Genomic DNA, 25980 nt, shown 5'->3' with positions numbered 1-25980 from the left:
GGATGACCTTCTACAGACGCGGTCTGACATCCGGCGTCAGCGGTCCGCGTCGAAGATGAGGCGGCGATACTCGTCAGGGAGGCTTTGTTGAGAGCCTTTCCCAATCCCTCACATCCTCCTGTTGGTGTGACTGGGATGTCTTATCTTGCGGTCACGAGTCCCAGCGCACGCGGTAGGAGCACGCGTAGCCGTTGAAGTCGAACGGCTCCACGCGGATGTTCTTCGCGCCGGCCCGGGCCAGCCCTGCTTCGATGATGCCCATGTGGTAGCCCGGGTTGCTGTTGCACTCACGCGCCTTGCCCAGCAGCGTGTGCTCCGACGCCGATTTCCAGGCGTCCGCCCCGGGGCGGGGCGGACGCGTGGAGGCATCCCTGGATTGGGGCCGCGATGCACTCGCGCGCGGGGTGAAGTTCCCGCGGCGAGCCGACGCTCAGTAGAGGTAGTCCAGCGCCGTGCGGTCGGAGCTGCTCCACTCGCCGCTTTCGTTCGAGCTGAAGCAGGAGTTCATCACCGAGCCGCCCCGCGTGGCCGTGGTCGGCGTTCCCGGGATGTGGATGGCGCCCACGTTGGACGCGCCCTCGTCACCACCGCTGCCGCAACTGATGGAGCGGTCGTAGTAGTCCGAGTGGCGGAAGCCGATGGTGTGGCCCAGTTCGTGGGTGATGACGTGCTCGTTCACGTCCACGCTGTAGCTCTGCAGACCGGTGCCGATGTTGATGGTGCCGTAGGGCTTGCCGCCCTTGGGGAACCCGGCCGAGCCGCCGGTGCCGCTCGTGGTCTTCGCGGAGATGGTCGCGGTGCAGTCGGACGCCGACCCGCGCGCGAAGGTGATGCGCAGCCCCTGGCTGTTGTAGTTCTCGATGGCCAGGTCGAGCCCCTCGCTGAGCCGGCTGTAGCTGTTGAACTGGCTGGTGGGAACGACGCAGATCTTCGTCACGCTGGTGCCGATGAGGTTCGTCGTCCGGTACTGCTCCGCGGTCCGCGCGTCGGCCTGGAGCATCTCCCGCGAGGCCTCCAGGCTCACGTGCGCGTCACGCCCCACGTACACCGCGTTGTCGACGACCATGATGTCGTTGGCCGGGAAGCCCGCCTCGACGAGGTTGGAGACAATCTCCTCGTTCTCGCTCTGCGGAGCGCCACCGCAGGCCGTCAGCAACGCACCACAGCTCACCACGACGACAGCAGCCTTCTTGAACATGTTCGTCGCCCCTCTTGGCGTGGATCAGCCCAGCTCCCGGTCCCACCGCGGGACCACCGGGTGGACTGTCGCTGTTTTAGAGGGTTTGAATCGTACAATCCAACAAAACGAGAAATTATCGCTAAGTGAACCTAGCTAGCGAGTGTGGAAAGGTCCGCTGATACGCGACAATGTTTCAGGGTGCCTGTCTCCCGGGCCCGAAGGTTCGGGCCCGGGAGGGAGCTGGCGCTCCTTGTCCGTCACCGGCAGCAGGCTCGCGGCCAGCATGCCCAGGGCCACCGCGCCGAGCGCGAGCGCCAGGGGCTGCTCCTCGAGCGCCCGGTCGTACCACTGCGAGGTGCGTCCCCGGAGCGCCTGGGGCGACGGCACGCGCTCACGCAGGTGCGAGGCCTGGCTTCGCATGGCGTCCGCCGCGTCGTGGACCCGGCCGCGCACGGTGTCCGCGGCGCTGCTCACCCGGTCCTTCACGTTCTCCGTGGTGCTCCCCACGGTCTCCCTCGCCGTGTGCAGCGCCTCGCTCGCGCGGTCCTTGAGGTGCATGCCCTCGCCTCCGCTGGACTCCTCGCGCGTGGTGTATCCAGGGACGGGGATGACCCGGCCGGCTTCGTAGGCGCCGTAGTACTCGCGCTCGGCCTCGTACAGGGGGACGCGCTCTCGGCCAGGGCCCACCGGAATCCGCTCATACTCGCGGACCCGGTATTCGCGCTCCTCGATGCGCGAGCGGAACGCCCGCTTCATCAACATGGAGCCGACCCCGGCCCCCAGAAGCGCGCCCAGCAGCCCCAGCCCCCTTGGCGTGTGGGTGGCCTCATCCGTCCATTCATACGTCTTGCGCATCGCCTTCTCCTTGGCGTGGGATTTCCAGTCGAGCACCTTCTCGCGGGCCTGCTGTTTCAGCTCCTCGCGCTTCTCCGCGGCGAGCTGCTTCGCGTGCTCCGTCACCTCTTCCTTCTTCTCAAGCGCGAACTCCTTCGCGCGGGCCTTCAGCAGCTCGGGGTTCGCGCGGCGGCCGAGCTCATCCGCCAGCACGCTCATGCGTGCCCGTGCATCTGCGATTTCGCGGAGCGCATCGTCGTGCTCGCCCATTGGCTGTCCTCCTTGAGGGTCTGGATGGTCTTGCGCGGTGCGTGGACCGCCTTGAGTCGTTTCGCTCCCACGGCGGCGATGCCCGCCCCCGAGGCGATGAGCAGCACGGTCACCAGCAGCGCGCTGGCCCACAGCGGCATCACCTGCGCGAACGCGATGACCAGGAAGGCCACCAGCGCCATGGCGCCCAGGAGGAGCACCACGCCTCCCGCCGCGAGCATGCCGCCACCCGCCGCCGCCTTCTTCGCCTCGGAGCGCATCTCCGTGCGCGCGAGCCTGAACTCCGCTCGAAGCAGGTGCCGGCCCTGCTCGAGGAACTCGGACACGATGGTCCCAAGCGACTGCTCGCCCAGTCCGTCCGTGTCACGGAAGCCTTCCGACCGGGGGCGGGCCCGCACGTCGTCCGCGTCCAGCCCCATGTATTGACCACGAGCGCGTGAGGATGAGGGATCCATGTCCATCTCCCTCACGCCTTCAGGAATCGAGCGGCGACGAAGCCGAGCAGCGCGCACCCCGCCAGCGCCACCCCCGGGCGCTCGCGCATCCGCGTCTGCGCCTGCCGCAGCAGCTCCTCCGTCGAGTTCTGCTCCAGCGTGTCGGACGCCTTGCGCACGAAGCCCACGGCGCCGCCGATGAGCTGCTGGGGCAACTGCGTGTCCCCCTGGCCGGAGATGGACTCGAGCTGCTTCGCGAAGCCGTTGAGGCGTTCTTCCTCGATGATGCTGCCCATGTCGCAACCTCCCCTGACGTGATTGGCTCATGTGTGCCGTTGAACGACTGCACATGAAGCGATGCAATCAGCCATGTCCTGCCGTGAGGGCGGCAGGCGCTGGTCGTGGAGCAGGCGGAATGGCGGACGCGCTTCACGAAGACAGCCAGGGAATAGCGCGCCCGGGTGAGACGGGGTGTGTCTCACCGCTGCTGCTCCGGGTCGGCATCGGGCCTGGGGGGCTGGGCGCATGTACGATGCCCCGTGGCTCCGAGCGCCGCGGCTGCGCCAGCGCGCGCCATTAACGGCCGGGTCACATCCTCGCCCGACTTTTTCGCGCGCGAAGCCAACCCAGGGAGTGGTCACAACCTGAACAGATTTTCAAGGGCGCAAACGCACAGCGGTTCGGCTAGAGGGCGGCGCATTCCCTGACACGGCTGCTGCCGGCAGCCCGTGGGTGCCCACGATGCATGCGAATGCTCCCGAAGTGCCTCTCTCCTCACCGCCCCGCGCCAGCCGCCTCAAGCGGTGGATCCTCGGCGTGCTGCTGCTGCTCGGGGTCTTCGCGGGGCTCGCCGCCGTCAAGGCGGGCCAGATCATGTCGATGATCAGCGCCGGTGAGACCTTCGTGCCGCCTCCCGAGTCCGTGACGTCCGCCCAGGCGCAGTCCCTCGGCTGGCAGGGGACGCGCAGCGCCGTCGGCACCGTGATGGCGCTCCGGGGCGTGACCCTGAGCGCGGAGCTGCCGGGCGTCGTCACCGACATCCGCTTCGAGAACGGCGCCTCGGTGAAGAAGGGCCAGGTGCTCGTCCAGCTCGACACCTCCAGCGAGCAGGCCCAGTTGGCCGGCGCCGAGGCCGACGCGGAGCTCGCGCGGCTGACCCGCGAGCGCGCCGAGAAGCTCCATGCCCAGGGCGCCAACACCCAGTCGGACCTGGACGCCGTCCGCGCGCGGGCGCTCCAGTCCGCCGCGGCGGTGGCCCACCTGAAGTCCCTCATCGCCAAGAAGACCATCCGCGCGCCCTTCGATGGCCGCATCGGCATCCGCCAGGTGGAGCTGGGGCAGCTCGTCTCCCCGGGCAACCCCATCGCGTCCCTCCAGTCCTCCACCCCGGCCATCGTGGAGTTCCAACTGCCCCAGCAGGCGCTGGCCCAGGTGAAGCAGGGCCAGAAGGTGCGCCTGCGCGTCGACGTCTTCCCGGGCGAGTCCTGGGAGGGGGACCTCACCACCATCAACCCGGAGGTGGAGCTGTCCTCCCGCAACGTGCGCATGCGCGCCACCGTGCCCAACGCGGACGGCCGGCTCCTGCCGGGCATGTTCGCCAGCGTGGAGGTGCTCTCCGACGCCAGCGAGCAGGTGGTGGCCATCCCCGCCACCGCCGTGCTCTTCGCCCCCTACGGTGACTCGGTGTTCACCCTGTCCGAGGGCAAGGACGCGGCGGGCAAGACGGCCCTGCTGGCGCGGCAGCAGTTCGTGCGGCTGGGAGAGCGCCGGGGGGACTACGTCGCGGTGACGTCCGGCCTGAAGCCCGGGCAGACCGTGGTGAGCAGCGGCGTCTTCAAGCTGAAGAACGGCGCGGCGGTCGTCGTGAACAACGCGCTGGCGCCGCCCACCGAGGTCGCTCCCCAGCCGGTGAACCCGTAAGGGACGCAGGAAGGCGAACCCATGAAATTCACCGACCTGTTCATCCGGCGGCCCGTCGTGGCGCTGGTCGTCAACCTCATCATCATCATCGCGGGCCTGCAGGCCCTGCGCTCGCTCAACGTGCGGCAGTACCCGCGCAGCGAGAACGCCGACATCACCGTCACCACGGTCTACGTCGGCGCCAACGCGGAGCTCGTCCGTGGCTTCATCACCACGCCGCTGGAGCGCGTCATCGCCGCGGCGGACGGCATCGACTACGTCGAGTCCACGAGCTTGCAGAACATCTCCATCATCCGCGCCCGGCTCAAGCTCAACTACGACGCCAACCGCGCCTTGAGTGAAATCAGCGCCAAGGTCGACCAGGTGCGCGGAGACCTGCCGCCGGAGTCCCAGGTCCCCGTGTTGAGCATCGAGTCGGCGGACAGCCAGTTCGCCGTCGCGTACCTCAACTTCACCTCGGACTTCCTCGAGCAGAACGAGCTGTCCGACTACCTGGTGCGCGTGGTGCAGCCCCGGCTGTCCTCGGTGGAGGGCGTGCAGCGCGCGGACATCCTCGGGGCGCGGACGTTCGCCATGCGGGTGTGGATGAAGCCGGACCAGATGGCCGCGCTCAACGTGAGCCCCATCCAGGTCCGTCAGGCGCTCGCCACCAACAACACGCTCGCCGCCGTGGGCCAGACGAAGGGCTCGCTCGTCCAGGTGAACCTCACGGCGAACACGGGCCTGCGCTCGGTGGAGGAGTTCAAGCAGCTCATCGTCCGCAAGGATGGCGGCGCGGTGGTGCGGCTGTCGGACGTGGCGGACGTGGTGCTCGGCGCCGAGGACTACGACACGGACGTGACGCTCAACGGGAAGACGGCGGTGTTCGTCGGCATCTGGTCGCTGCCCAACGCCAACTCGCTGGACGTCATGCAGCGCATCCGCAAGGAGATGGACTCGCTCCAGAAGGACCTGCCCGAGCAGATCCACGGCGGCGTCGCCTTCGACGGCACGGACTACATCCAGAACGCCATCGACGAGGTGGTGAGCACGCTGGGTGAGACGCTGCTCATCGTGGTCGTGGTCATCTTCCTGTTCCTGGGCTCCGTGCGCTCCATCCTGGTGCCGGTGGTGGCCATCCCGGTGTCGCTCATCGGCACGGTGTTCCTGATGCAGGTGTTCGGCTTCACGGTGAACCTGCTCACCCTTCTCGCGGTGGTGCTGTCGGTGGGCCTGGTGGTGGACGACGCCATCGTCGTGGTGGAGAACGTGGAGCGCCACCTGCGCAACGGACTGCGCCCGGTGGAGGCCGCCCTCCGGAGCGCGCGCGAGCTGGTGGGGCCCATCATCGCGATGACGCTCACGCTCGCCGCGGTGTACGCGCCCATCGCCTTCCAGGGCGGGCTCACGGGCTCGCTGTTCCGTGAGTTCGCGCTGACGCTGGCCGGAGCGGTGGCCCTGTCCGGCGTGGTGGCGCTGACGCTCTCCCCGATGATGTCCTCCGTGCTCCTGAAGGCGGGCCACGAGGACAAGGGGCTCGCGGGCGTCATCAACCGCGGCTTCGAGCGCCTGCGGGCCGCGTATGCCCGCTCCCTGGACAGCTCGCTGCTCGTGCGCGGTCCCGTCTACGCGGCGTGGATCTTCCTCAGCGTGCTCGCCCTGATGATGTTCAGCCAGTCACCCCGGGAGCTGGCGCCCGTGGAGGACCAGGACTTCGTCATCGGCATCGTCAGCACGCCGTCCAACTCGACCCTGGATCAGCTCAAGCCGTCCGTGACGCGGACGAGCGAGCTGTTGATGGAGATGCCGGAGTCCCGCTTCAACTTCCAGATCGTGCAGCCGAGCAACGGCTTCTGGGGCCTGGTGCTGAAGCCGTTCAAGGAGCGCAAGCGGACGACAGCGCAGGTACTGGCGGAGGCGCAGGCTCGGGTGAGCACGCTCCCGGCGGTCCAGACGTTCACGCTCCAGCCTCCCGCGCTGCCGGGCGGCGGCAACTTCCCGGTGGAGTTCGTCATCGCCTCCACGGCGGAGGCGGACGAGCTGCTGGGCTTCGCGCAGCAGCTCCAGGAGAAGGCGACGCAGAGCGGGATGTTCGCCTTCCCGCCCATCATCGACGTGAAGCTGGACCAGCCCCAGTCGGAGCTGGAGGTGGACCGCGAGAAGGTGGCGCAGTTGGGCTTGAACCTGGGGACCGTGGGACAGGACCTGGGGTCCGCCGTGGGCGGCAACTACGTCAACCGGTTCAACATCGCGGGCCGCAGCTACAAGGTCATCCCGCAGGTGCTGCGGACCTCGCGTCTCACGCCGGAGCAGCTCAAGGACCTCCACGTCACCGGTCCGGACGGCAAGCTCGTGGCCCTGTCGGCCATCGCGTCCCTCCAGGACAAGGTGGCGCCCCGGTCGCTCAACCGCTTCCAGCAGCTCAACGCCGTGAAGCTCAGCGGCGTGGCCATCCGTCCGCTGGACGAGGCGCTCACCTTCCTGGAGACCGAGGCCGCGCGCATCCTGCCCGCGGGCTACCGCATCGACTACACGGGCGAGTCCCGGCAGCTCCGCCTGGAGGGCGACTCGTTCGCCCCGGCGTTCGGGCTGGCAGTGGTGTTGATCTTCCTGGTGCTCGCGGCCCAGTTCAACAGCTTCCGGGATCCGCTCATCATCCTCGCCGGGTCGGTGCCGCTGGCGCTCTTCGGCGCGCTGGTGACCACGTTCCTGCGGATGCCGAACCCGATGATGCCGTACTTCACGGACAGCTTCACCACCACGCTCAACATCTACTCGCAGGTGGGGCTGGTGACGCTGGTGGGGCTCATCGCGAAGAACGGCATCCTCATCGTGGACTTCGCCAACCGCCTCCAGGAGGAGGGCCGCTCGAAGCTGGAGGCGGTGAAGGAGGCGGCGGCGGAGCGGCTGCGTCCCATCCTGATGACGACGGTGGCCACGGTGGCGGGGCACTTCCCGCTCGTCCTGGTGTCGGGGCCGGGCGCGGCGGCGCGCAACAGCATCGGGCTCGTGCTGGTGACGGGCATGGCGCTGGGCACGCTCTTCACCCTCTACTTCGTGCCGGCCATCTACCTGCTCATCGCCAAGACGCGCACCGTGGCCGCCAGCGAAGCCCCGGAGCTCCAGCGGGCGCCTGACGCCGCGGCGTAGGCGCCGGCGGGCGGGGCCAGAGCGCCGGGGAGGGTCGTGGTGGGACTCCTCGGCGCCGATGGGCGTGGCTACGCCACGCCTGCTTCCGGAGTGCGCATCCGGATGGCGAGCGCGCGGCAGCCCGCGCCGGACTCCGCGTCGGACGGCGGGGCCCACGCTCCGAGCGAGTGGTAGAGCCTGCCCTCTCTCCGCTCCAGGTAGAGGATCATGTTGAGCGGCCAGCCGCTGCCCTGGAACAGGTGCTGGTCCATGGGCGTGGGCTCCTGGCTGACGCGCAGGCCGCGCTCGTGCGGCGGACCGATGCGGTGCCAGTCCGGGTGCAGGTGGATGGAGCCGAGCACCTCCAGCCCTTCGGCCTCGGCCTCGGCGGTGATGCGCAGCAGCTCGCGGGGCTCACACCAGAAGCCGCGCCTGCCGTTGGCGTAGCAGGCGCCGAAGCGGGGGATGATGGCCGCTTCGAACTCCTGGAGCACGGTGTCGTCCGTCTCGCGGATGTTGGTGGCGAAGCCCACGCGCTCCACGTGCATCGCGTCGTCCGTGAAGCGCCCCAGCAGCACCGCCCAGCTTCGCGGCGGGAGCTCCGGCGTGCACGCCGTGTACTCCCGGATGGCGTCCGCGACGAAGTCCGACAGCGCCGCGGGGTCCACGAGCACGACGTCGGCGCTCATTCGCCGGACTCCGGCGGGGGGAGGCGGCCCGCGGCCCGGTCCTCGCGCAGTTGCGTGATGAGGTGGCGGGCCATGCGCTCCTCGAAGGCGGCGGCGCTGTCCGGCGTCCATGGATAGAAGCCCTGGCCCGTCTTCAAGCCCAGCTCGCCCTGGTCCACCTTCTGGGCGAGCACCGGCGGCACCGGGCGCCCCGAGCCGCGCAGGACGCCGGTGATGAAGTCCAGCCCCACGAGGTCCAGCCGGTCGAAGATGCCCGAGGCGCCCAGGCGCCTCCCGATGCCCTGGGTGAGCACGCGGTCCACCATCTCCGGCGTGGCCACGCCCTCCTGCACGATTCGAAAGGCTTCGCCGATGAGCGCCTGCTGCAGTCGCGGGCCCACCGAGCCCGGCACGTCCCTCGCGAAGACCACGGGCGACTTGCCCAGCTCCTCGAGGAAGCGCCGCACCGTCTCCACCGCGTCGGGGGACGTCTTCTCACCGGGGATGACGTCCACCAGCGGCACCAGGTGCGCGGGCAGGTAGTAGTGCGCGGAGAGGACCCGCTCGGGGTGCGCGCAGTCGCGGGCAATGGCAGTCACGCTCAGCGCGGTGGTGTTGGTGGCGAGCAGGGTGTCCGGTGACGCGAGCCGGTCCAATTCCTTGAAGAGTTGCTGTTTGAGCGCCAGGTCCTCGGGGATGGATTCGATGACCAGGTCCTGGTCCACGGCGGCCTCCGCGAGCACCGTGGTGCGACGGATGCGCGCGAGCGCGGCGGTGCGTTGCTCCGCGCGGAGCAGTCCCGTGTCCACCAGCAGCGCGGCGTCGCGCTCCAGCTTCACGCGCGCCGCCTCGCTGCTCTCCGACTGCCTGTTGAAGAGCACCACCTGCCTGCCGGCAAGGGCGAGCTCGATTGCGATGCCGCACCCCATGGCCCCGCCGCCGACAACGCCAATCCTCATCAGCCGCTTGTGTCCCATGCGGCGCGAGCGTGGCTGCCCGCCGCTCGCGTGGCAATCCCTTGAATGGTGGCTGCAATTGTCCAGGGCGCATGCGTGACGCGCCGGGCCTTCCTCGGCGTCTCGGATTCACGACGCGCCCGTGCGGCTCGCCTTCAGGGGGCGCACACACCGCCCGGCGGGCCCCTGCCTGCCTCCCCAGACAGACGCGGCGTGCATGACGATATTGCACTCATGCCGCAGCTCGTCATGGGCCGGGGCTTCATTGGAATCAGCGCGGTCGACGCGCGAGGAGGAGCACCCATGCTGGATACCGAACGTGTTGGCGAGCCCCTTCGTCATCTTGAAAGTCGCCTCCTGCTGGCCGAGGCGCGCAGGGCCGTGCCGGAGGCCTTCGACTCCCAGGGGCGTCTGCTCTCGCCCATCGCGGGGAGGTGGGTCCAGCCGCCTGCCTGGTTCAACGCTGTCTCGCCCATCGATGGCAGCGTCCTCGCGGAGCTGCCGCTGCTCGGCGCCTCCCAGGTCGCCGCGGGCGTCGAGCAGGCAGCGGCGGAGTTCGGGCCCTGGGCGGCCCGTCCGCTCGATGAGCGCGCCCGTGCGGTCACGGAGGCGGTGGTGCTGCTCCATTCGCACCGGGACCTGCTCGTCCGCATCCTCGCGTGGGACATTGGCAAGACGCTGCCCACGGCCTCCAACGACGTGGACCGGTGTCTCGCGGGCATCGCGTGGTACCTGGAGCAGATGGGCCGGATGATCGATGGCCGCAAGCCATTGGGCCTGATCTCGAACATCGCCTCCTGGAACTATCCCTTCTCCGTCCTCCTGCTCAACGTGCTCGTGCAGTCGCTCGCGGGCAACTCGGTCATCGCGAAGATTCCGACCCAGGGCGGCGGCGTCTCGCTGACCCTCGCGTTCGCGTTGCTGCGCCGCGCGGGGCTTCCTGTGTCGCTCGTCGGCGGGCGCGGGAGGGACCTCTCCGAGGCGCTCGTCGGCCATCCGCTCATCGCGGGCGTCGCCTTCATTGGCGGCCGCGCCAACGGTGGCGAGGTCCACCGCCGCCTGCGTGACACGGACAAGCGCTACGCGTTGGAGATGGAGGGCGTGAACGCCTACGCCATCACGCACTTCACGGATTGGGACGGGCTCGGCGAACAGATTCGCGCGGGCTTCGACTTCGGCAAGCAGCGCTGCACCGCCTACACCCGCTGGGTCGTCGAGAAGTCACTCGTCCCGAAGTTCGTCCGGACGTATGTCGATGCGGTCTCCACGCTGCGCGTCGGCAACCCGGTCCTGGGCGCGCACGTGGACTTCGGGCCGCTCATCTCCCCCAGCAAGGTGGAGGAGCTCCGCGGCCTCATCGCCCGGGCGCGGGAGCAGGGCACGCAGGTGCTGCATGAGGGGATGCTCGCGGAGGACGCCTTCACCGCGCGGCAGGAGCGGGGCGCGTACCTGCCGCCCGTCCTGCTCTTCGGCGTCCCGCGAGACAGTGAGCTCTACCTGCGCGAGCCCTTCGGCCCCGTGGACGTCCTGGTGTCGGTGGACTCCGAGGAGGAGCTGCTGCGGGAGGCCAACGTCTCCCAGGGCGCGCTCGTCGCCTCGGTGGCGACGGACGACCCGGGGCTCGCCCAACGCATCGCCGCGCGGCTCCATGCCTTCAAGGTGGGCATCAACGCGCTGCGCTCGCGGGGCGACCGCGAGGAGTCCTTCGGCGGCAAGGGCGGCTCATGGGCGGGCGCCTTCGTCGGCGGCGTCCACCTGGTGCGTGCCTTCACGGACGGCCCGCATCCCATGGAAGGCAACTGGCCTGACTGAGGCGTCCACCCGCGCGTGGGTTCCAGAAGGGGCACGCGGCGTGACACCATGGTGCGACCTTGAGTCAAACGGGAGCGCACGATGCAGGCTTTGAGGAACGCGGGCACGGTGTTGCTCGCCCTGGCACTGGGCGGTGGGGCCTTCGCGGAGGAGGACGGAATCTGGTCGCCCCATGACCAGTTCCACGAGCCGAATGGCGATTGCGAGCTCGTGGCCGTCCTCCCCGCGCCCAAGGGTGCCTGGGGCGTGGTGGGGCACACCTGCAACCGGTTGAACGGCGAGCCCGTGGGCAGCGTCGTGGTCATCGATGCCCTGGGCCAGCGCGACACGTCACCGGCCTCCGTGGCGCTCGAGGCCGCGTCCGACCGGGACCGCATGAAGGAGCTGGTGCAACTGCTCGCCGTGCCTTCCGGGGGCTACATCGCGACGTATCACTCCCGCGACGCGAAGGCCGCTCAAGGCGAGAGCGGGCCCGCGAGCATTGCCCATGTGCTCGTCCGCCACACGGCGGCGGGGGCGCAGGCGGACGCCTTCAACCGCAAGGTGCGGGAGGCGCTGCTCGAAAAGGTGGGCGCCTCGTCGTTCATCATCACCGCGGAGGTGGATGCGAAGTCGCGGCTCATCGTCGCGGCGTCAACGCCAGACGAGAGCTACCTGAAGCAGGTGCCGCTGTGGCTGCTGCGCTTCACGCCCGATGGCGCCATCGACCGCGCCGTGCGCTTCGACTCGGTCTTGAAGGGGCTCGGGCTGGGCTGGTTCGAGTTGAACCAGGTCCGCGCGCGGGCCGATGGAGGCCTCTTCCTGAGCGGCCGGTTCGAGCCGGAAGGGGAGCGGGCCGAGGTTCCCATCCTCGCCCTCGACGCGCGGTGGAAGCCCGATGCGCGCTTCAACACGCCCCTCCTGTCCTGGCTGATGAAGGGCGAGGACGGCATGGAGTTGAGCCTCATCGCCCCGCGTCCAGACGGCTCGGTCATCGGGGTGGGGGAGGTGGGCCAGGGCGGGAAGCGCGCGCACGTGGTGCGCCTGACGCCCAACGGGAGGCTCGACCCCGCCTACAAGACCTTCCAACAGGAAGGGGAGTTCCCCCAGGGCCGCTTCATGCGCGTGCCGCAGATGGGGCTGGGACCGAACGGGACGCTCGTGCTGGCCCAGAACAACATCCCCGCCGTGGATCCGCCGGAGGGCCCCTGGCGGGGTCCGGGGCTCGTGCGCTTGAAGGCGGACGGCTCGGTGGATGCGCGGTTCCAGCAGGGGCTTGGTGCGGGGCTGCGCTACCGGAAGGCGGCGGCGGAAGCGAAGCGGAACCCAGAGGTCGCGGGCTTCCTCCGGATGGTGGCGGCGATGCCGGACGGGTCGGTGGTGGTGGATGGGCTCTTCGACGAGCTGGCGGGCCAGCCGGTGACCTCTCCTCTCCGGCTGGCGGCGGACGGCACCCGGGTGCAGGGCTTCCAGGCGCGCTTCGAGACGGTCCTTCCGCCGAAGAAGCAGGTCCCCAACGCGACGACGAGCGCGTTCTTCAAGGCGGACGGCAAGTCGCACTTCGTCGAGTGCACCCGGCCGGGCGCCATGACGGAGACGTTCCTCTACTGGATGCAGGAGGACAGTTGGGGACACAACCCCTCGTGCGCGCTCCACCTTGGCGGGAGCGTGGCCACGCCCGCGGGGGCGTGGCAGCACTGCGACGCGAGGATCCGCAGGGCCCAGGCCCAGGGAGCCACCTGCGTGGAGACGAAGCAGGATCCGCTGGACGTGCGCGGCCGCGGCTCCCGCGAGCCGTGATCAGGCGCTCGCTGACGACCTGGCCTCCACCTTCCAGCAGGCCGCGGTGTAGCGGACCTCCGCTCCGTGCACGAACGGTTCGAACGCGGCGCGGACCGTCTGGATGACCTGGGCGCGGGTCTTCTCGTCCACCTCCTGGAGGACCCTCCCGAGGAGCCCGAACCGGGACAGGTAACGGACCAGCTCCTTCTCGGGCAGGGTGCAGGTGACGTCGATGGGCTGGATGTCGATTCCGGCCCAGCCGCTCGCCTCCAGGATGCGGTGGACCCGGTTCGAATCCGCGAAGGCGAACTGTCCTGGCGCGTCCGGCTTGCGGGCGGGGAGGTTCGGCAGGAGCGGCGCGGCGGCGCGCTCGGCCGTCGTCATGAACGGGTTCTCCGAAGGGCTCCGCCACGCGATGGCCAGGAGTCGGGCGCCACTCCTGGCGGCGTGTCGCAGGTTCGCGAAGGCCTGGACGGGGTCTTCGAAGAACATGACGCCGAAGCGCGAGATGATCATGTCGAAGCTCGCGGGCTCGAAGGTGTGGAGCTGCGCGTTGGCGCGGATGAAGCGGGCCGGGGTGCCCTCCTGCTCGGCCCGGGCCCGGGCGGCGGCGAGCATCGGCTCCGAGATGTCAATACCGGTGCAGAGGCCCTCCGCGCCCAGCCGCCGCGCGACGGCGAGCGTCGTGCTGCCTGTACCGCAGCCGACGTCGAGCACCCGGCGCGCGGAGCCCTCGGCGGCTGCCTCGACGAGCAGGTCTTCGAGCGGCTTGAACATCGCGTCGATCACCGCCTGGTTTTCTACCCAGGCGTGTCCGGCGGGGCCGTTCCACAGGTTCGTCTGCTCGTCCTCGGGTTGGCGCGTGTCATCCATGGATGTCTCCTCCTGCTTGCCTTCAAGAACCTGAAGCCGCAGGGTGCCACTTCAAGCCGACTTGAGGTCAAGCGAATGACCGCACTGGACATCACGGAGGTGGCGAAGCGCTCCGGCGTTCCCGCCTCGACACTGCGCTTCTATGAGGAGCGGGGCCTGATTGCCTCCATCGGCAGGCGGGGGCTGCGCCGCCTGTTCGGTCCCGAGGTGCTGGAGCGGCTGGCGCTGATCGCGATGGGGCGCGCAGCGGGCTTTTCGCTCGATGAGGTGGGGCGCATGTTCGCGCCGGACGGACGGCCAAGAATCGACCGGAAGATGCTCACGGCCCAGGCGGAGAAGCTGGACAGGACGATCCGCGAGCTGAGCGCGATGCGCGACGGCCTGCGGCACGCCGCTGCCTGCCCGCATCCGAGCCACCTGGACTGCCCCACCTTCCGCCGCATCCTCAAAGGCGCCGCGTCCGGCGCGATGGGCACGCGAAGGAAGCAGACTCCGCGGCGGCCGTAGCGCCAGGACGGGCTCGGTCGTCAACCAATGACGATCTCGGAGACTTCGTTGAGATCCAAGCCGCTGAGTCCCTCCAGAATCGAATCGATGCGTTCGAGAAGAGAATCATTCTTCGGGTTGCCTGCCAGCGCTTCCCGCAGCTTCCGGAACTCATCCATCACTGCCGGCAGGTCTCCCACGCCGATGATGGGACCATTCTCGAACAGGGGCACCCACTTGAGCCCAAGCTTCTCCGCCGCAGGAAGCCACAAGGCGTGGTACGCCCCTTGGGTGGCCACTGGAATGTAGAGTGAGTCCCTGTCTTTCGCTTTGAAGGTGACGAGAATTGCGACAGACATCAGCGGCTCTCTTGATGGTGGCCCACGGTGGCCCAGTCGGGTAGGGGCGGCAATCGAAGGTCAATGCCCCAGCGCACCTCGAACGTCCAGCCAGGATGGGCCGAACGGAGCATTTGCAGTGCAGCTTCCACTCCTGCACGCAGTCCCGGAGTGTCCGCGTCAATGCGGAACTGCAAGCGACGGAAGCCCTGAAGCTCCACGAGAGCGGGAACCTCCGCCGAGCCCTCCGGAGTTGGCCGTGTTCCGGTCGCGGTCCCTGTGAGTGCCTTGATGCGGGCGACGGTGCTCTTGAAGATGTGTTTTTCGGCCCATTTCACTGGGCTTGTCGGTGGGTTTGACAGATGAAGCTCCCGCGCCGTCTTGTATTCGATGAGGAGCCTCTGGTGCATGTCGACCCCATCGAACTCTCCGAGGGACTGGTGATTTCCCTTCGGCGTTCGTTGGACGAGCTCCACTCCCCGAAAGAAGCGGGCTTCCATCACAGTTTGAGCCAACTTCCCCAGGACTTCCCGCGGGCGCGCTCCATGTTTCTCTCGAAAGAGGTCGAGGCGCTTGTGAAGCCACTTCGCCAACTGGGCCTCTCCCAGCTTGCGCGAGAGGGCTGTCCCGCGCAGCGCGCGTACCATCCAGGACACCCCGCGAGACATCGCCAGCATGATCACCCCTTCCAGGATGGCGCTGACCAGCGTCGCGATGGCCTCTGCGAATTCGCGTGCGGCGCGATCGATCGCGTTCGCGTTCCCCTTCGCATCCCACACCGTGATGATGAACTTGTGGAATGCCTTGGCCACCTTCCAGAGGGACTCCACGAGCCAGTTCAGCAACATGGCCAGCCCCAACCACTCAAGGACAATGAGCCCGATCTCGAATCCGGCGGCTGCACCCGGTGCTGCGCCGATCCCGCCGGCCAGCGCACCGATTCCCGCTCCTATCGCGGTTGAGACCGCGAGCACCGCGATCCCTCCCAGCACCATCTCGGCCAGTGCCATGACGATGTCTTGGAGGACCTTTTCCGCGTGCCGCGTGACGGACCCGCTGAGATAGCGTGTGGAGAGGGCGACCGCGCGATGGAAGTCATCCCAGAGTTGGGTGACGCGCGCGACGGTGGAGCCCACCGTCGTGGCGAGGTTGTAGGAGCGGGAACCGGAGTTGACGACATCCGATAGGGATTGGGCAAAGCCACGGCCTGGAATCCAGATCAAGGTGTCGCTGCGAAAGTGCACTTCACGCCACCCCGTTGTCCCCAAAGGCACGGCCAGGCGGTTCACGTTCGCGAGGACGTTGACGAAGAAGCGCAGGTCCTGCCCCCACTGGGTGGCCAGATCGCCGTAATAGGTTTCCGCGATGGCAATGGCGGTGCCGGACACGCCCGCTTCAACCCGATGCAGTCTTGCGCTGGGTTCGGGCAAATGGGTCCAGATGTACTCGGAGGCAACGAAGCCCGTTTGTCCATGACGCGTGGAGACCTCAGCCCAGCCATCCTTCCATTGGCGGATGACCTGGAGGGTCGTTACAAGCCGCGCTCGTCCCGCGAAGCCCGGGTGTACTCAGACATCAAAGCGGAACTGGGTGGCGCTGGCGGATGGGCGCTGTGCGAACTGCTGACAGAAGCGGTTCAGCGTTTCATAGGGGGCCGTGGGTAGGACGTCCCGGAACTCCAGATGGGTCACGAGGCAGAAGAGCGTGACCTCCAGGTAGCTCAGGTCCCGGTCGGGCGGGAGCGCGGCCAGCGCGGCGCTCGCGTTCGACTCCAGCCACGCCATCATGTTGAGCAGGGACTCCCGCAGCTTGCGCGCATGGGTCGTCCCCTCACCGGCGCCGGCCATCTTCTCCATGACCAGCGTCACCTCCGTCGCCATGGCCTGCAGGGTGAGCTCCTGCAGGTTCGCCAGCAGGGGCACGTCCAGATCCTCCGGCCACACCACCCGGGGTCTGGGGTTCGACCGCCGCCACAGCTCACGGGAGGCATTGAGCGCGCCGAACCAGACCCCTTGCGATGTCTTCAGGACGGGAATCCGGAGCGCGGGGTTGCCGCCGTAGTCCTCCGGGTTCGTGGACAGCAGGTCCCGCACCACCTGGAAGGAGTGATCAACGCCCAGCTCCGCGGCGAAGAGCCGGGCGATGCGCGTGAAATGCGAGCTTGAACGGCCGATGATGACAGGCGTGTCGAGCGTGGACATGGGAGCCTCCAGTCAATGTGGCGTGGCAGGCTAACCCCATCTCGCCCCCACCCTCTACGGCTGTGAAGGCCCCGTCAGGGCCGCCTGGATGATCCGCGCGGCGATGTCCGGCGGCTCTCCTCCCATGTGGAGCGTGTTGACCGAATAGATGAGGCGCCGGCGCAGGTCCCTCGTGGCGCCCATCCCGCTGTTGTAGCCGTGCCGGTCGCCGCTCTTGCCCCAGAAGATGACGCCGCCCAGGTCGTAGCGGGAGAGGCCCGCGCTGTAGGTGGCGCGGCCTCCTCCCGCGGCGGGCAGGTCCGGGACGGTGAACAGCTCCTCCTGCTGCTTGCGCGGCAGCAGCCGCCCCTGGAAGAGCGCGACGAGGAAGCGGTCCAGGTCCTCGGCCGTGGAGATCATCTCTCCGGCGGCCCAGGGCACGGACTGGCTCGCTTCGGTGACGTCCACCAGGCAGCGCGTGCCGTAGGTGATGGCCCCCGCCGGACAGCCGGTCTCTTCCGGCGCGACCTCCTCGTAGCCACGCGCGTGGCGCCCGGGAAGGGTCACGTCGTTGCCGGGCACGAAGGTGTCCCGCAGGTGCAGCGGCCGCAGGATGCGCTCGCGCACCGCGTCCCCGTAGGGCCGGCCCGTCACCTGTTCGATGAGCAGCCCCGCGACGAGGTAGCCGATGTTGCCGTACTCCTGCCGCGTGCCCGGCGCGAAGCGGGGGCCCTGGGGGAGCGCCAGGGAGACCAGCTCCCGGGGGCTGAAGCGCCGGAAGCGGTTCTCGAAGAACCAGCCGGGGTCCTTCTGCGGCACCGGCACGCCGGGCAGGCCGTGGGTGAAGTTGAGCAACTGGCGCACGGTGATGGGCGCGTAGACGCCCGCGGGCAGCAGGCGCGGCAGGTAGTCCTGGACGGGCCGGTCCAGGTCCACGCGCCCCTCGGCGGCGAGCTGGAGCACGACGGTGGCCGTGAACGCCTTCGTCATGCTGCCAATGCGGAAGTGCGCGTCCGCGGGCACCGGGGCGCCGGTGCGGACGTCCGCCACGCCGGACGTGCCCAGCCAGCGCCCGTCCGCGCCGCTCACCCGGACCAGCGCGCCCGTCACCTCCGCGTTCGGCAGCCCCGCGATGGCCTGCCGCAGCGCCTCGCGGTCCAGGGGCGGCAGGGGCGACTTCGCCGCCTCCAGCTCCTGTTCGCCCAACTCCAGCGCGACACCGGCCGGTGCCTCCGGCCCGCAGGCGGGGGCCGTGAAGCTCGCGAGCAATGCCATACCCAGCCGCACTCCACGGTGCAGGACCGCCATGTTCCATCTCCTGTGAGGGAAGGGCCGGTGCATTCGTGCCGGCTGGCGGATGGAACACCGGGGACCCCTGGCGGTGTCACCGGATGGGGGCGCTTCAGTCCACCGCCACATACAGCTCGCCGTTCTGCCCGATGGCGCCCGGAGCCAGCGACCATCCTGGGTGTTCCGGCATGAGGTAGAGCGTGCGCTTGCCTTCAGGAGAGCGCGCGGCCCCGATGAGCAGGTACCGGCGTGTCCGCTTCGCTCCGGTGAGCGTCAGCACGTCGTGCTTCACGCTCCAGGTGCCCTGGTCGTCGTCGGAGCCGAACTTCATCGCGCCCACCTGTCCGGACGCGCCCGCGAACTTGTACTGGAACTCGCGATCGGCGCCGAAGGTGTAGTCGACGCTGTAGGAGACCGCCGTCATGCTGGTGCCGCCGGTATAGGTGTTGACCCACTGGGTCGCGGAGCTGCTGCCGTAGACGAAGTGGCCCACCACCTCCGCGTCGTCCACGAGCGGCAGGCCCACGGGGCTCCCACGCACGCCCTTCAGCGCCTCCTCCACCCGGACGTAGGACGTGTTCCAGGAGAACGAGGCCGACATGGCCTCGCCCAGGCCCCCGGGCGTCATGAAGCTCTGGATGAACACCAGCGGCTCCAGGCGGTCTCCCGCCTCCACCAGGTAGAGGCTCACCCGGAAGGTCCGGTCGTTGTTCTTCGCGCGCACCGCCGCGGCGGTGAAGAAGGCGCGGGCCCCGTTGGCCACGAAGCGCCGCATCACCAGCGGGTTCGGCTTCACGTCGTTCCAGTCCGCGCCAATGCGCTCCTGCCACAGCTTCGCGAGCCGGCCCTCGGCGTCATCCAGCCCGGGCAGGGCTGGCAGCCGGAGCGCCTCCACCCCCAGGGTGTCGCCCCGATCTTCCCACTCGAGGAGGAAGCGCCCGTCCTGCTGGGTCTTCCAGCCCGGAGGCGCGTCGAACGCGAAGCCTCCGGGCTCCCCGGGGCTGCCGCCTTGGGCCCTGCTCACCGCGCCGGGGGCGCCGGGCGTGGCGCTGTCGCCTCCCGCGAAGAGCCCCAGGGCCATGAGCCCCAGGGTGCCGGTGCAGCAGAACGCGCAGGCGCCTCCGACCGCGAGGAGGATCCAGACGAGGGGGCTCTTGGGACGGGCCATGATGGGGTGCCGGGAGGGATGGAGGCTCCCGTCACCTGCTTCTACGCGCTCCGGCGCCAATCTTCCCGAACAGGCCCGCGAAGGCGTCAGCGCCCCGCGCTGGGCCCGCTCGCCCACCCGGAGCCATCGACCGCGGGACGTCCGCCTGGGTGGGTCATGGCGCGTCCGGCAGGGTGTACTGGAAGTCGTAGGAGTGCTTCCCGCCCGGCGCGATGTCGATGGTCATGGAACCGGCGAGCCCCGTGAGCTCGCCGGTTCCGGAGTCCGGCACCACCGTGATGACGAGCTGGGGCGCCCCGCGCGTCAGGGTCCCGGAGTGCTGGAGCGCGAAGGTGCCGGCGCGGCCGTCCAGCGTTCCGCTGACGCGCTCCATGGCCACGTACCCCGCGGACCCCTCCACCGGCGTCCGCACCGCGAGCATCTGTCCCTGGCTCGTGGCGTCCAGTCCGCCGTGAAAGCGTTTGTCGAGCGTCATCCGGCCCGGGGCCGCCTCCACCGCGCCCGCCTCCGGGGCCATGGGGGTGAGCTTGACGTCGAAAGGACCACTCGCGCGCTTCGTCATGGGTGCCTGCTCCCTTGCCAGATGGCCGGACAGATACGCCAGGAGCCCGCGCCTGGATTGCAAAAACGCATCACGCCCGGCGCCTTAGGACTCGCTTAAGACCTTTGCCCTACCGTCACGGTCACTCCAAGGGGGCAGGGCGCATGAGTGACCACGAACAGAACCACCACGACGGACTCCAGCAGGACCTGCGGGTGCTGGCGAAGCGCACGGACCGGCGGGAGCTGCTGCGCTGGATGGCCTTCACCAGCCTCATTCCCATCATCGGCTGCGGGGGGACGGACTCCAGCGGCGGCAACGACGACGCGTCCGGCTGCGCGAGGATTCCGGAGGAGACGGCCGGCCCCTATCCCGGCGACGGGTCCAACGGAGCCAACGCCCTGGTGCTGTCGGGCATCGTCCGGAGCGACATCCGCTCCAGCATCGCGGGCGCGAGCGGCGTCGCGGCGGGCATCCCGCTCACCGTCACCCTCACGCTGGTGGCCAGCAATGACAGTTGCACGCCGCTCCGGGGCTACGCCATCTACCTGTGGCACTGCGACCAGGCGGGGCGCTACTCCATGTACTCGTCGGGCGTCACCCAGGAGAACTACCTGCGCGGGGTGCAGGTGACGGATGAGGAGGGCAGGGTGACCTTCACCAGCGTCTTCCCCGCCTGCTACAGCGGGCGGTGGCCGCACATCCACTTCGAAATCTACCCCTCGGTGGAGGCGACCTCCTCCTCGCGCAACAAGGTGGCCACGTCCCAGTTGGCCCTGCCGGAGGACGTCTGCGACACCGTCTATGCGACGTCCGGGTATTCGCAGAGCGTCCGCAACCTCAGCCAGGTCTCGCTCTCCAGCGACAACGTGTTCAGCGACGGCGCGTCCACGCAGTTGGCGACGGTGACGGGCAACACCACGGACGGCTACGCCGCGTCCCTGGTGGTGCCCATCCAGGTCTGACGCGGCTACTTCGCCTTCGCGGGCGCGAAGTCGAAGGGCTTGTCCTGGGCGATGAGCAGCACGCACTCGGCGTCCGGCGAGCACTGGTTGCGGTGCACCACCTTGCCGGGCTGGTCCCAGGTGCTGCCGGCCTCCACGGCGCCCGCTTCGGCGGCGCCCTCGCTGGTGTTCGTCATGCGGCCCTTCACCAGCACGCCGTGGTAGCTGGCGGAGTGGGTGTGCGGCCCGGAGTCGAACCCGGCGGGGAACTTCATCAACAGCGCGTACGGGCCCTTCTTCATGTCGCCCCAGAGCACGTGCACGGACGGGCCGCCGGGCATCATCTCCGTCCAGGCGAGCTTGTCATAGGCGGTCTGCTGGAACGCGGCGGACTCCTTGCCCCTGGCGGCGGCGAAGGTGAACGCGGAGAGGACGGCGACGGCGGCGACGAGCTTGGGCAGGGTCTTCACGGGAGGCACTCCTCGGTGGAAGGAAACGCCGGGGAGGATGGCGGCGGACGGGGGCTGCGAAAATGCCCGTTTCCGCAGGGGCCCTCTGCGAGAATGCAGGCCATGCCCGAATGGAGCGACCTGCGGCACTTCCTGGCCATCGCGAGGGAGGGGAACCTCTCCGCGGCGGCGCGGCGGTTGAAGGTGGACCCCACCACGGTGGGCCGGCGCCTGGCCGTGCTGGAGAAGGAGCTGGGGGCGCGCCTCTTCGACCGGACCCCCACGAGCCTCAAGCCCACGGCGGTGGCGCTGCGCATCCTCCCGGCCGCGGAGGCGGTGGAGGCGGAGGCGCTGCGGGTGGAGCGGCTCGCCAGCGGTGAGGACCTGCGCCCCTCCGGGCCGGTGACGGTCACCGCGACGGACTCCTTCCTGGTCCACAACGTGATGCCCTGGCTGGCCGCGTTCCAGGAGCGCCATCCGGAGATCGAGTTGCAACTGCTCTCCGGTTACGAGGCGCTCTCCCTGGTGCGGCGCGAGGCGGACGTGGCCATCCGGCTGGTCCGGCCACGGGAGGCGTCGCTGCGGGCCCGGAAGGTGGCTGCCATTGGGGTCGTGCCCTTCGCGTCGAAGGCCTATCTCTCCCGCCGGGGGCCGGTGCGCTTCGACACGGGGCTCCAGGGGCACTCGGTGGTGGGGTACGCGCAGGACTCGCGGCGCTGGCCGGAGTCGAAGTGGCTGGACGTGCACGCGGCGAAGGCCACCGTGGCGCTGCGGCTGACGTCCATCCTGGGGCTGCTCCAGGCCGCGCGCGAGGGCCTGGGCGTGGCGCTCCTGCCGGCGTTCTTCGGCCACCTGCATCCGGAGCTGGTGCCCCTGCGTGACGCCCTGCCGGAGCTGGAGCGGACCGTGTGGCTGGTGTTCCACGAGGACCTGGCCCACAACGCGCGGGTGCGCGCGGTGGTGGACTTCCTGGCGGAGACCATCGGGAAGCAGGCGGAGGCGCTCGCGAAGCCTCCGGCCAGGTCCCGGAAGAAGCGCGCGCGGTGACGGGGCCGCGTCCGCCCCGCGCCCGTACTCTTCATTGTAAGCTTGAATTTCAAGACTTTCATGGAGAGGTCTCATGAAGCCCGTCCGAGCCGCCCTGCTGTGCTCCCTCCTCACCACGACCTTCGCCGGGAGCGCCCTCGCGCAGGACCCCTCACGCACGCTGCTCATGCAGTGGCTGGCGGATCCAGACGTCTACAAGGAGAACGACGACCTGTTCTTCCTCACCGGCACGGGCAACGGGGTGGTGATTCCGCTGTATGAGTCGAACGACCTGACGGCGTTCCGCTTCAAGCGTGACTACAACCCGTCCGCGGCGGATCCGACCTACGACTACTGTTTCCTGTGGGCGCCGGACCTGAGCAGGGTGGGCAGCGTCTACCAGCTCCACTTCTCCGGCCACCGGGTGCCCAACGGCGCGGCGTGTCCTCCGGCGGGGCAGGAGATGACGACCTTCGTCGCCACGGCGCCGGACTTGAACCTGGTCTTCGGCGCGCCCCAGCCCATCAACGCCAACACCCCGTGGCCGCGCACCACCACCGGCACGGCGTGCCTGCCGCAGGGGTGCAACCGGAACATCCGCATCGACTCGGCGACGTTCGATGACGGCGTGGACCGCTGGCTCTTCTATGTCTGGTTCCAGAACGGCAACAACATCTCCTCGTTCAAGCTGGCCGCGCCCGGCACCGTCTACAACCACGCGGGCCCGGCGGTGTTCGCGACGCCGGCCTACGAGGAGGGCATCAACGAGGCGCCGGAGCTCTTCAAGCGCGACGGGCGCTACTATCTGGTCTTCAGCGGCGGTTGGTACAACAGCCAATACGCCATGTATTACGTGATGGCGGACTCCATCCCGGAGCTCACGCGGGCGCGGGCGGTGCGGCGGCTGTCCCTGCCGTCGAAGAACTCCGCGGGCCGGCTGGTGCAGTCCCACGGCCACAACGTCATCGTCGAGCGGCGGGGCGAGTACTTCAACGTCTTCCACCAGGGCGCCTTCGACAGCGCGGGCAACCTCACCTCGCGCAGCACGTACAAGCAGCGCGTCGCGTTCAAGCCGGACGGGGCGATGACGTCGCTCAACCAGGTGAGCGTGCGCTGGAACCGGCTTGCGGGGTACAGCTACTCGCTGGACGTCGTGTTGAAGAATGGCTCGGTGGTGGGGCCGTGCACGTCCGTGGTGCTGCTGGGGCAGGCCCACAAGACGGTGTTCGACGGCGTGTGCCGCAGCGCCGGGGACCGCGTGGTGACGAAGGGGGAGATCGCCGCGTTCCGCCTCTTCTATTCCAACAACAACGTCTGGGGGCCCTTCGTGGAGAAGGCCTACGACGGCATCTCCGACGACGTGTCCCTGGAACTGCCCGGCGGCGTCACGCCCTTCGTGGATCTGGAGTGGAGCGAGGAGGAGACGCTGGCGCAGTACTCCATCGACGTGCAGCGGCGGGACACGGGCGCGTGGATTGGCCCGTGCATCGGCGTGGGCGCCGTGAACAAGAGCCTGTCCTGGACCTACCAGGGGCGCTGCGACACGCCGGGCATCAACGTGCCGTACTCCAACATCCAGGCCTTCCGCGTCTGCTCCGCGGTGAACGGAGACTGGGCCCATGCGCGCTGCGGCGCCGCCGCGTACGACGGGCGGGCCCTGCACTCGCGCATCAACATCCCCTGAGCCGCGGCCTGCCTCCGGACGGACGCTGTCTCCAGCGCGCGGCGTCCGTCAGCGCGGCGCGAAGCGCTTCGCGGACCGCAGCTTCGCCTTCATGGCCTCCATGTCGCGGTTGCGCGGCGGGGCAGTGGTCACCAGGGAGTCCACCAGCCGGCGCGCGGCCTCGGTGACGTCCTCGACGGCGCGGTGGAAGGCCTCCTCGTTCGCCTTGGACGGGGCGCTGGTGCCGCTCAGCTTCCGCACGAACTGCAGGGCCGCCGCCCGGACCTCCGCGTCCGACGCGGGAGGCTCGAAGTTGAACAGCGTCTTGATGCTCCGGCACATGGACGGGGCCCTCCGCGTGAAGTGCCGCCAGCGTACCCCAATCCATTGCCGCGAGAATGTGACTTGGCCCATGGGAGCCAAGATGGTTTTCTCAGGACTCCCCCTTCTCCTGGAAAGGTTTCTTCCAATGATGCGCAAGCGCTTCGCCGTTCCCGTGACGCTCTTCTCGTTGGCGCTGCTCGCCTGTGGCGGCAGCCCCGCCGGCGAGCCGCAGCCCTCCACCCCGACGCAGCAGGAGCAGGGCCTCAACGCCGTGGGCGAGGGCTGTTCGGCGGACACCGACTGCGCGACGGGCCTGTGCTGGACGGAGGCGGACTCGTACCCGCTCTACAACCCGTATTGGATCCGCGCGGACCAGTGCACCGAGGAGTGCGGTGGCCCGTCCGACAACGCCTACTGCCAGCAGCTCGCCGCGGACTACAACGCGCCGAACCCCAGCCAGGCGCGCTGCATCCCCGCGCGGGGCGTCTACGACAACTACCCGTACGACGACATCGTCTACGTCTGCGACCTCATCCCGGCGGGGCTGGGCAAGGTCCACTGGGCGGAGTGACGGCCCGACCCACGCCGTAGGAGGGCAGGGGAGCGTGGAGGTCCGACACCCACGCTCCACGCCACTTCTCCCGCGCGGCGGGACGGAGCAAGCTGTGCTTCGTGTCCCGGCGCTCACAGCTCCTCCTCCTGCTCGTCGTGTCCGGGCTCCTGCACGCGGCGCTCCTCTTCGCGCTGTGGCGGAGCCCGGCCGCGAACGTCCGGCGTCACGAGCCGCCGCGGGCAATCGAGCTGGAGATCGTCACCCGGGACGCACGCCCCACCCCCGAAGCGGCGCCGAGCCCTCCGCGCCCGCCCGCGCGTCCGGCGGAGCGCGAACCCCCCACTCGCGAGCGGAAGGGTGGAGCGCCGACGCCGCTGGCGGAGCGCGAGCGGAAGAAGGACGAAGCGCCAGCTCCCGCCACCCCCGGGAAGGCCGCTCCCGAGCCGCTCGCGGAAGCTCCCGCCGAGCGCCCGTCACCTCCGCTCCGGGACGTCCCGCTCCAGTTGGAGCCCCCCGGGCTCCTGGGCGGTGGGCTCCTGAAGGGCCCTCCGTCGACGGGGCGGACGCTTCGCAACGTCCCCGGCTCGGAGCCGGACCCCAAGGCCCTGGCGGCCCGAGAGGCGGAGGAGGCGCGCCAGCGGGTGGATGGCTGGGCCCACGACGCGACCGCGTCCGCGCGGGCCACGGGCGCGACGCCTCCGTACTTCGCGAAGCTGCGCCAGGGCTTCTCCGAGCAGCTCGTGAACCCGCCGCCTCCCGACACCGAGGTGCTCGCCCGCCGGCTGAAGCGCGAGCAACTGGAGGCCATCGAGCGGTTCGGCAAGACGGGCACTCCCTTCGCGCCCCAGGAGCGCGACGTCCGCCGGGAGACGTCCGACCGGATGCGCGCGGCGGTGGAGGCCGGGCGCGCGGCGAACGTCTACATGATGGACGTCACCACCCCCATCCTGGCGCTCGTCGCCATCGTGGAGGTGCGGCAGGCGCGCGACGGCAGCCTCATCGACCTCCAGGTGCTGGAGGGTTCCGGGGACCCGAAGTTCGACCGCTGGGCGGTGTCCCAGCTCCGGGATGCGCTCGCCAGCGCGGAGCCTCCCACGGACGGCGGCGTGGGCATCCGCGAGGACGGGATGCGGACCCGCTGGCGGTTGGAGGAGTACCTCGGCAACCCCCGCGTGCGGGTCCACCTCATCTCCATCTACTGA

At 69.4% G+C, this 25980-nt stretch carries 25 protein-coding genes and 1 pseudogene; 10 read left to right on the top strand and 16 right to left on the bottom strand.

The window, feature by feature from the left end; all coding sequences use genetic code 11:
* Window positions 1–151 precede the first annotated feature (151 nt).
* The 5 genes and pseudogenes from K8612_RS19025 to K8612_RS19005 all read right to left on the bottom strand — a co-directional run.
* Window positions 152–313, bottom strand: a pseudogene (locus K8612_RS19025) (DUF2378 family protein); the annotation flags it as partial.
* Between the two features lie 117 nt (window positions 314–430).
* Complete coding sequence (locus tag K8612_RS19020; RefSeq protein ID WP_223763306.1) at window positions 431–1198, bottom strand: zinc-dependent metalloprotease; 768 nt, start codon at window positions 1196–1198, stop codon at window positions 431–433.
* A gap of 135 nt (window positions 1199–1333) precedes the next feature.
* The gene (locus K8612_RS19015; protein ID WP_223763305.1) at window positions 1334–2284 is read right to left on the bottom strand and encodes a hypothetical protein; all 951 of its coding nucleotides are present in this window, start codon (window positions 2282–2284) and stop codon (window positions 1334–1336) included.
* Window positions 2230–2739 (bottom strand): phage holin family protein, encoded by a 510-nt coding sequence (locus K8612_RS19010; protein WP_223738943.1) that lies wholly within the window; start codon window positions 2737–2739, stop codon window positions 2230–2232. The genes K8612_RS19015 and K8612_RS19010 overlap by 55 nt, the downstream gene beginning before the upstream one ends.
* Before the next feature lie 11 nt (window positions 2740–2750).
* Window positions 2751–3014, bottom strand: a complete 264-nt coding sequence (locus K8612_RS19005) for a hypothetical protein (protein WP_223738944.1) — start codon at window positions 3012–3014, stop codon at window positions 2751–2753.
* A gap of 466 nt (window positions 3015–3480) precedes the next feature.
* On the opposite strand from K8612_RS19005, the gene K8612_RS19000 reads away from it, so the two are divergent.
* On the top strand, window positions 3481–4638 hold the full coding sequence (locus tag K8612_RS19000) for an efflux RND transporter periplasmic adaptor subunit (protein WP_223763304.1): 1158 nt from the start codon (window positions 3481–3483) through the stop codon (window positions 4636–4638).
* A 21-nt stretch (window positions 4639–4659) separates the two neighbouring features.
* Entirely contained in the window at window positions 4660–7767 is a 3108-nt protein-coding gene (locus K8612_RS18995; RefSeq protein ID WP_223763303.1) for an efflux RND transporter permease subunit, read from the top strand.
* A 68-nt stretch (window positions 7768–7835) separates the two neighbouring features.
* Here K8612_RS18995 and K8612_RS18990 read toward each other — a convergent pair whose 3' ends face one another.
* A complete protein-coding gene (locus K8612_RS18990) occupies window positions 7836–8435 on the bottom strand; it encodes a hypothetical protein (RefSeq protein ID WP_223738947.1) in 600 nt (199 codons plus the stop codon).
* A complete protein-coding gene (locus K8612_RS18985) occupies window positions 8432–9373 on the bottom strand; it encodes a 3-hydroxyacyl-CoA dehydrogenase family protein (protein ID WP_223763302.1) in 942 nt (313 codons plus the stop codon). The genes K8612_RS18990 and K8612_RS18985 overlap by 4 nt, the downstream gene beginning before the upstream one ends.
* A gap of 300 nt (window positions 9374–9673) precedes the next feature.
* On the opposite strand from K8612_RS18985, the gene K8612_RS18980 reads away from it, so the two are divergent.
* The gene (locus tag K8612_RS18980) at window positions 9674–11182 is read left to right on the top strand and encodes an aldehyde dehydrogenase family protein (protein ID WP_223763301.1); all 1509 of its coding nucleotides are present in this window, start codon (window positions 9674–9676) and stop codon (window positions 11180–11182) included.
* A gap of 81 nt (window positions 11183–11263) precedes the next feature.
* A complete protein-coding gene (locus tag K8612_RS39265; protein WP_306799672.1) occupies window positions 11264–12961 on the top strand; it encodes a delta-60 repeat domain-containing protein in 1698 nt (565 codons plus the stop codon).
* On the opposite strand, the gene K8612_RS18965 is transcribed toward K8612_RS39265, so the two are convergent.
* Window positions 12962–13816 (bottom strand): class I SAM-dependent methyltransferase, encoded by an 855-nt coding sequence (locus K8612_RS18965; protein WP_223763300.1) that lies wholly within the window; start codon window positions 13814–13816, stop codon window positions 12962–12964. It lies immediately after the preceding gene.
* Between the two features lie 75 nt (window positions 13817–13891).
* Between K8612_RS18965 and K8612_RS18960 the strand changes: the two genes are divergently transcribed.
* A complete protein-coding gene (locus K8612_RS18960) occupies window positions 13892–14323 on the top strand; it encodes a helix-turn-helix domain-containing protein (protein WP_223738951.1) in 432 nt (143 codons plus the stop codon).
* Between the two features lie 20 nt (window positions 14324–14343).
* On the opposite strand, the gene K8612_RS18955 is transcribed toward K8612_RS18960, so the two are convergent.
* The 6 genes from K8612_RS18955 to K8612_RS18930 form a co-directional block, all read right to left on the bottom strand.
* Window positions 14344–14661 carry a hypothetical protein gene (locus tag K8612_RS18955; RefSeq protein ID WP_223763299.1) on the bottom strand — a complete coding sequence of 106 codons (318 nt, stop codon included), beginning with the start codon at window positions 14659–14661 and terminating at the stop codon, window positions 14344–14346.
* Entirely contained in the window at window positions 14661–16028 is a 1368-nt protein-coding gene (locus tag K8612_RS18950; protein WP_223763298.1) for a DUF6861 domain-containing protein, read from the bottom strand. Before K8612_RS18950 ends, K8612_RS18955 begins: the two co-directional genes overlap by 1 nt.
* A 180-nt stretch (window positions 16029–16208) precedes the next feature.
* A complete protein-coding gene (locus tag K8612_RS18945; RefSeq protein ID WP_223763297.1) occupies window positions 16209–16841 on the bottom strand; it encodes a glutathione S-transferase N-terminal domain-containing protein in 633 nt (210 codons plus the stop codon).
* Window positions 16842–16895: 54 nt separating this feature from the next.
* Window positions 16896–18128, bottom strand: coding sequence for a serine hydrolase (locus K8612_RS18940; protein WP_223763296.1), 1233 nt, complete (start codon window positions 18126–18128; stop codon window positions 16896–16898).
* 94 nt (window positions 18129–18222) lie between these two features.
* Window positions 18223–19278 (bottom strand): hypothetical protein, encoded by a 1056-nt coding sequence (locus K8612_RS18935; protein WP_223763295.1) that lies wholly within the window; start codon window positions 19276–19278, stop codon window positions 18223–18225.
* A gap of 154 nt (window positions 19279–19432) precedes the next feature.
* Window positions 19433–19840 carry a DUF3224 domain-containing protein gene (locus K8612_RS18930; RefSeq protein ID WP_223738957.1) on the bottom strand — a complete coding sequence of 136 codons (408 nt, stop codon included), beginning with the start codon at window positions 19838–19840 and terminating at the stop codon, window positions 19433–19435.
* Between the two features lie 143 nt (window positions 19841–19983).
* Here K8612_RS18930 and K8612_RS18925 point away from each other — a divergent pair, with 143 nt between their 5' ends.
* A complete protein-coding gene (locus K8612_RS18925) occupies window positions 19984–20784 on the top strand; it encodes an intradiol ring-cleavage dioxygenase (protein WP_223763294.1) in 801 nt (266 codons plus the stop codon).
* Between the two features lie 5 nt (window positions 20785–20789).
* On the opposite strand, the gene K8612_RS18920 is transcribed toward K8612_RS18925, so the two are convergent.
* On the bottom strand, window positions 20790–21233 hold the full coding sequence (locus K8612_RS18920) for a DUF4437 domain-containing protein (RefSeq protein WP_223763293.1): 444 nt from the start codon (window positions 21231–21233) through the stop codon (window positions 20790–20792).
* A 102-nt stretch (window positions 21234–21335) separates the two neighbouring features.
* Here K8612_RS18920 and K8612_RS18915 point away from each other — a divergent pair, with 102 nt between their 5' ends.
* Together K8612_RS18915 and K8612_RS18910 are read left to right on the top strand one after the other, a co-directional pair.
* Window positions 21336–22259, top strand: coding sequence for a LysR family transcriptional regulator (locus K8612_RS18915; protein ID WP_223763292.1), 924 nt, complete (start codon window positions 21336–21338; stop codon window positions 22257–22259).
* Window positions 22260–22332: 73 nt separating this feature from the next.
* The gene (locus K8612_RS18910) at window positions 22333–23922 is read left to right on the top strand and encodes a glycoside hydrolase family 43 protein (protein ID WP_223763291.1); all 1590 of its coding nucleotides are present in this window, start codon (window positions 22333–22335) and stop codon (window positions 23920–23922) included.
* A gap of 48 nt (window positions 23923–23970) precedes the next feature.
* Here the strand turns inward: K8612_RS18910 and K8612_RS18905 are convergent, their stop codons facing one another.
* The gene (locus tag K8612_RS18905; protein ID WP_223738962.1) at window positions 23971–24243 is read right to left on the bottom strand and encodes a DUF2277 domain-containing protein; all 273 of its coding nucleotides are present in this window, start codon (window positions 24241–24243) and stop codon (window positions 23971–23973) included.
* Between the two features lie 127 nt (window positions 24244–24370).
* On the opposite strand from K8612_RS18905, the gene K8612_RS18900 reads away from it, so the two are divergent.
* Window positions 24371–24796: a hypothetical protein gene (locus K8612_RS18900; protein WP_223763290.1), complete on the top strand. Its 426-nt coding sequence runs from the start codon at window positions 24371–24373 to the stop codon at window positions 24794–24796.
* Between the two features lie 101 nt (window positions 24797–24897).
* Window positions 24898–25980: a TonB C-terminal domain-containing protein gene (locus K8612_RS18895; RefSeq protein ID WP_223763289.1), complete on the top strand. Its 1083-nt coding sequence runs from the start codon at window positions 24898–24900 to the stop codon at window positions 25978–25980.

This window comes from Corallococcus sp. AS-1-6 (assembly GCF_020037015.1).
Taxonomy (GTDB): Bacteria; Myxococcota; Myxococcia; order Myxococcales; family Myxococcaceae; genus Corallococcus.
The sequence above is the reverse complement of the archived record's forward strand: the minus strand, read 5'-3'. Positions and strand labels throughout refer to the sequence as shown.

Excerpts from the sequence above, each read along its gene's own strand:
- K8612_RS19020 (WP_223763306.1), bottom strand. The coding sequence starts at position 1,198 with ATGTTCAAGAAGGCTGCTGTCGTCGTGGTGAGCTGTGGTGCGTTGCTG.
- K8612_RS19015 (WP_223763305.1), bottom strand. The coding sequence starts at position 2,284 with ATGGGCGAGCACGACGATGCGCTCCGCGAAATCGCAGATGCACGGGCA.
- K8612_RS19010 (WP_223738943.1), bottom strand. The coding sequence starts at position 2,739 with ATGGATCCCTCATCCTCACGCGCTCGTGGTCAATACATGGGGCTGGAC.
- K8612_RS19005 (WP_223738944.1), bottom strand. The coding sequence starts at position 3,014 with ATGGGCAGCATCATCGAGGAAGAACGCCTCAACGGCTTCGCGAAGCAG.
- K8612_RS18995 (WP_223763303.1), top strand. The coding sequence starts at position 4,660 with ATGAAATTCACCGACCTGTTCATCCGGCGGCCCGTCGTGGCGCTGGTC.
- K8612_RS18990 (WP_223738947.1), bottom strand. The coding sequence starts at position 8,435 with ATGAGCGCCGACGTCGTGCTCGTGGACCCCGCGGCGCTGTCGGACTTC.
- K8612_RS18985 (WP_223763302.1), bottom strand. The coding sequence starts at position 9,373 with ATGAGGATTGGCGTTGTCGGCGGCGGGGCCATGGGGTGCGGCATCGCA.
- K8612_RS18980 (WP_223763301.1), top strand. The coding sequence starts at position 9,674 with ATGCTGGATACCGAACGTGTTGGCGAGCCCCTTCGTCATCTTGAAAGT.
- K8612_RS39265 (WP_306799672.1), top strand. The coding sequence starts at position 11,264 with ATGCAGGCTTTGAGGAACGCGGGCACGGTGTTGCTCGCCCTGGCACTG.
- K8612_RS18965 (WP_223763300.1), bottom strand. The coding sequence starts at position 13,816 with ATGGATGACACGCGCCAACCCGAGGACGAGCAGACGAACCTGTGGAAC.
- K8612_RS18960 (WP_223738951.1), top strand. The coding sequence starts at position 13,892 with ATGACCGCACTGGACATCACGGAGGTGGCGAAGCGCTCCGGCGTTCCC.
- K8612_RS18955 (WP_223763299.1), bottom strand. The coding sequence starts at position 14,661 with ATGTCTGTCGCAATTCTCGTCACCTTCAAAGCGAAAGACAGGGACTCA.
- K8612_RS18945 (WP_223763297.1), bottom strand. The coding sequence starts at position 16,841 with ATGTCCACGCTCGACACGCCTGTCATCATCGGCCGTTCAAGCTCGCAT.
- K8612_RS18940 (WP_223763296.1), bottom strand. The coding sequence starts at position 18,128 with ATGGCGGTCCTGCACCGTGGAGTGCGGCTGGGTATGGCATTGCTCGCG.
- K8612_RS18935 (WP_223763295.1), bottom strand. The coding sequence starts at position 19,278 with ATGGCCCGTCCCAAGAGCCCCCTCGTCTGGATCCTCCTCGCGGTCGGA.
- K8612_RS18930 (WP_223738957.1), bottom strand. The coding sequence starts at position 19,840 with ATGACGAAGCGCGCGAGTGGTCCTTTCGACGTCAAGCTCACCCCCATG.
- K8612_RS18925 (WP_223763294.1), top strand. The coding sequence starts at position 19,984 with ATGAGTGACCACGAACAGAACCACCACGACGGACTCCAGCAGGACCTG.
- K8612_RS18915 (WP_223763292.1), top strand. The coding sequence starts at position 21,336 with ATGCCCGAATGGAGCGACCTGCGGCACTTCCTGGCCATCGCGAGGGAG.
- K8612_RS18910 (WP_223763291.1), top strand. The coding sequence starts at position 22,333 with ATGAAGCCCGTCCGAGCCGCCCTGCTGTGCTCCCTCCTCACCACGACC.
- K8612_RS18905 (WP_223738962.1), bottom strand. The coding sequence starts at position 24,243 with ATGTGCCGGAGCATCAAGACGCTGTTCAACTTCGAGCCTCCCGCGTCG.
- K8612_RS18900 (WP_223763290.1), top strand. The coding sequence starts at position 24,371 with ATGATGCGCAAGCGCTTCGCCGTTCCCGTGACGCTCTTCTCGTTGGCG.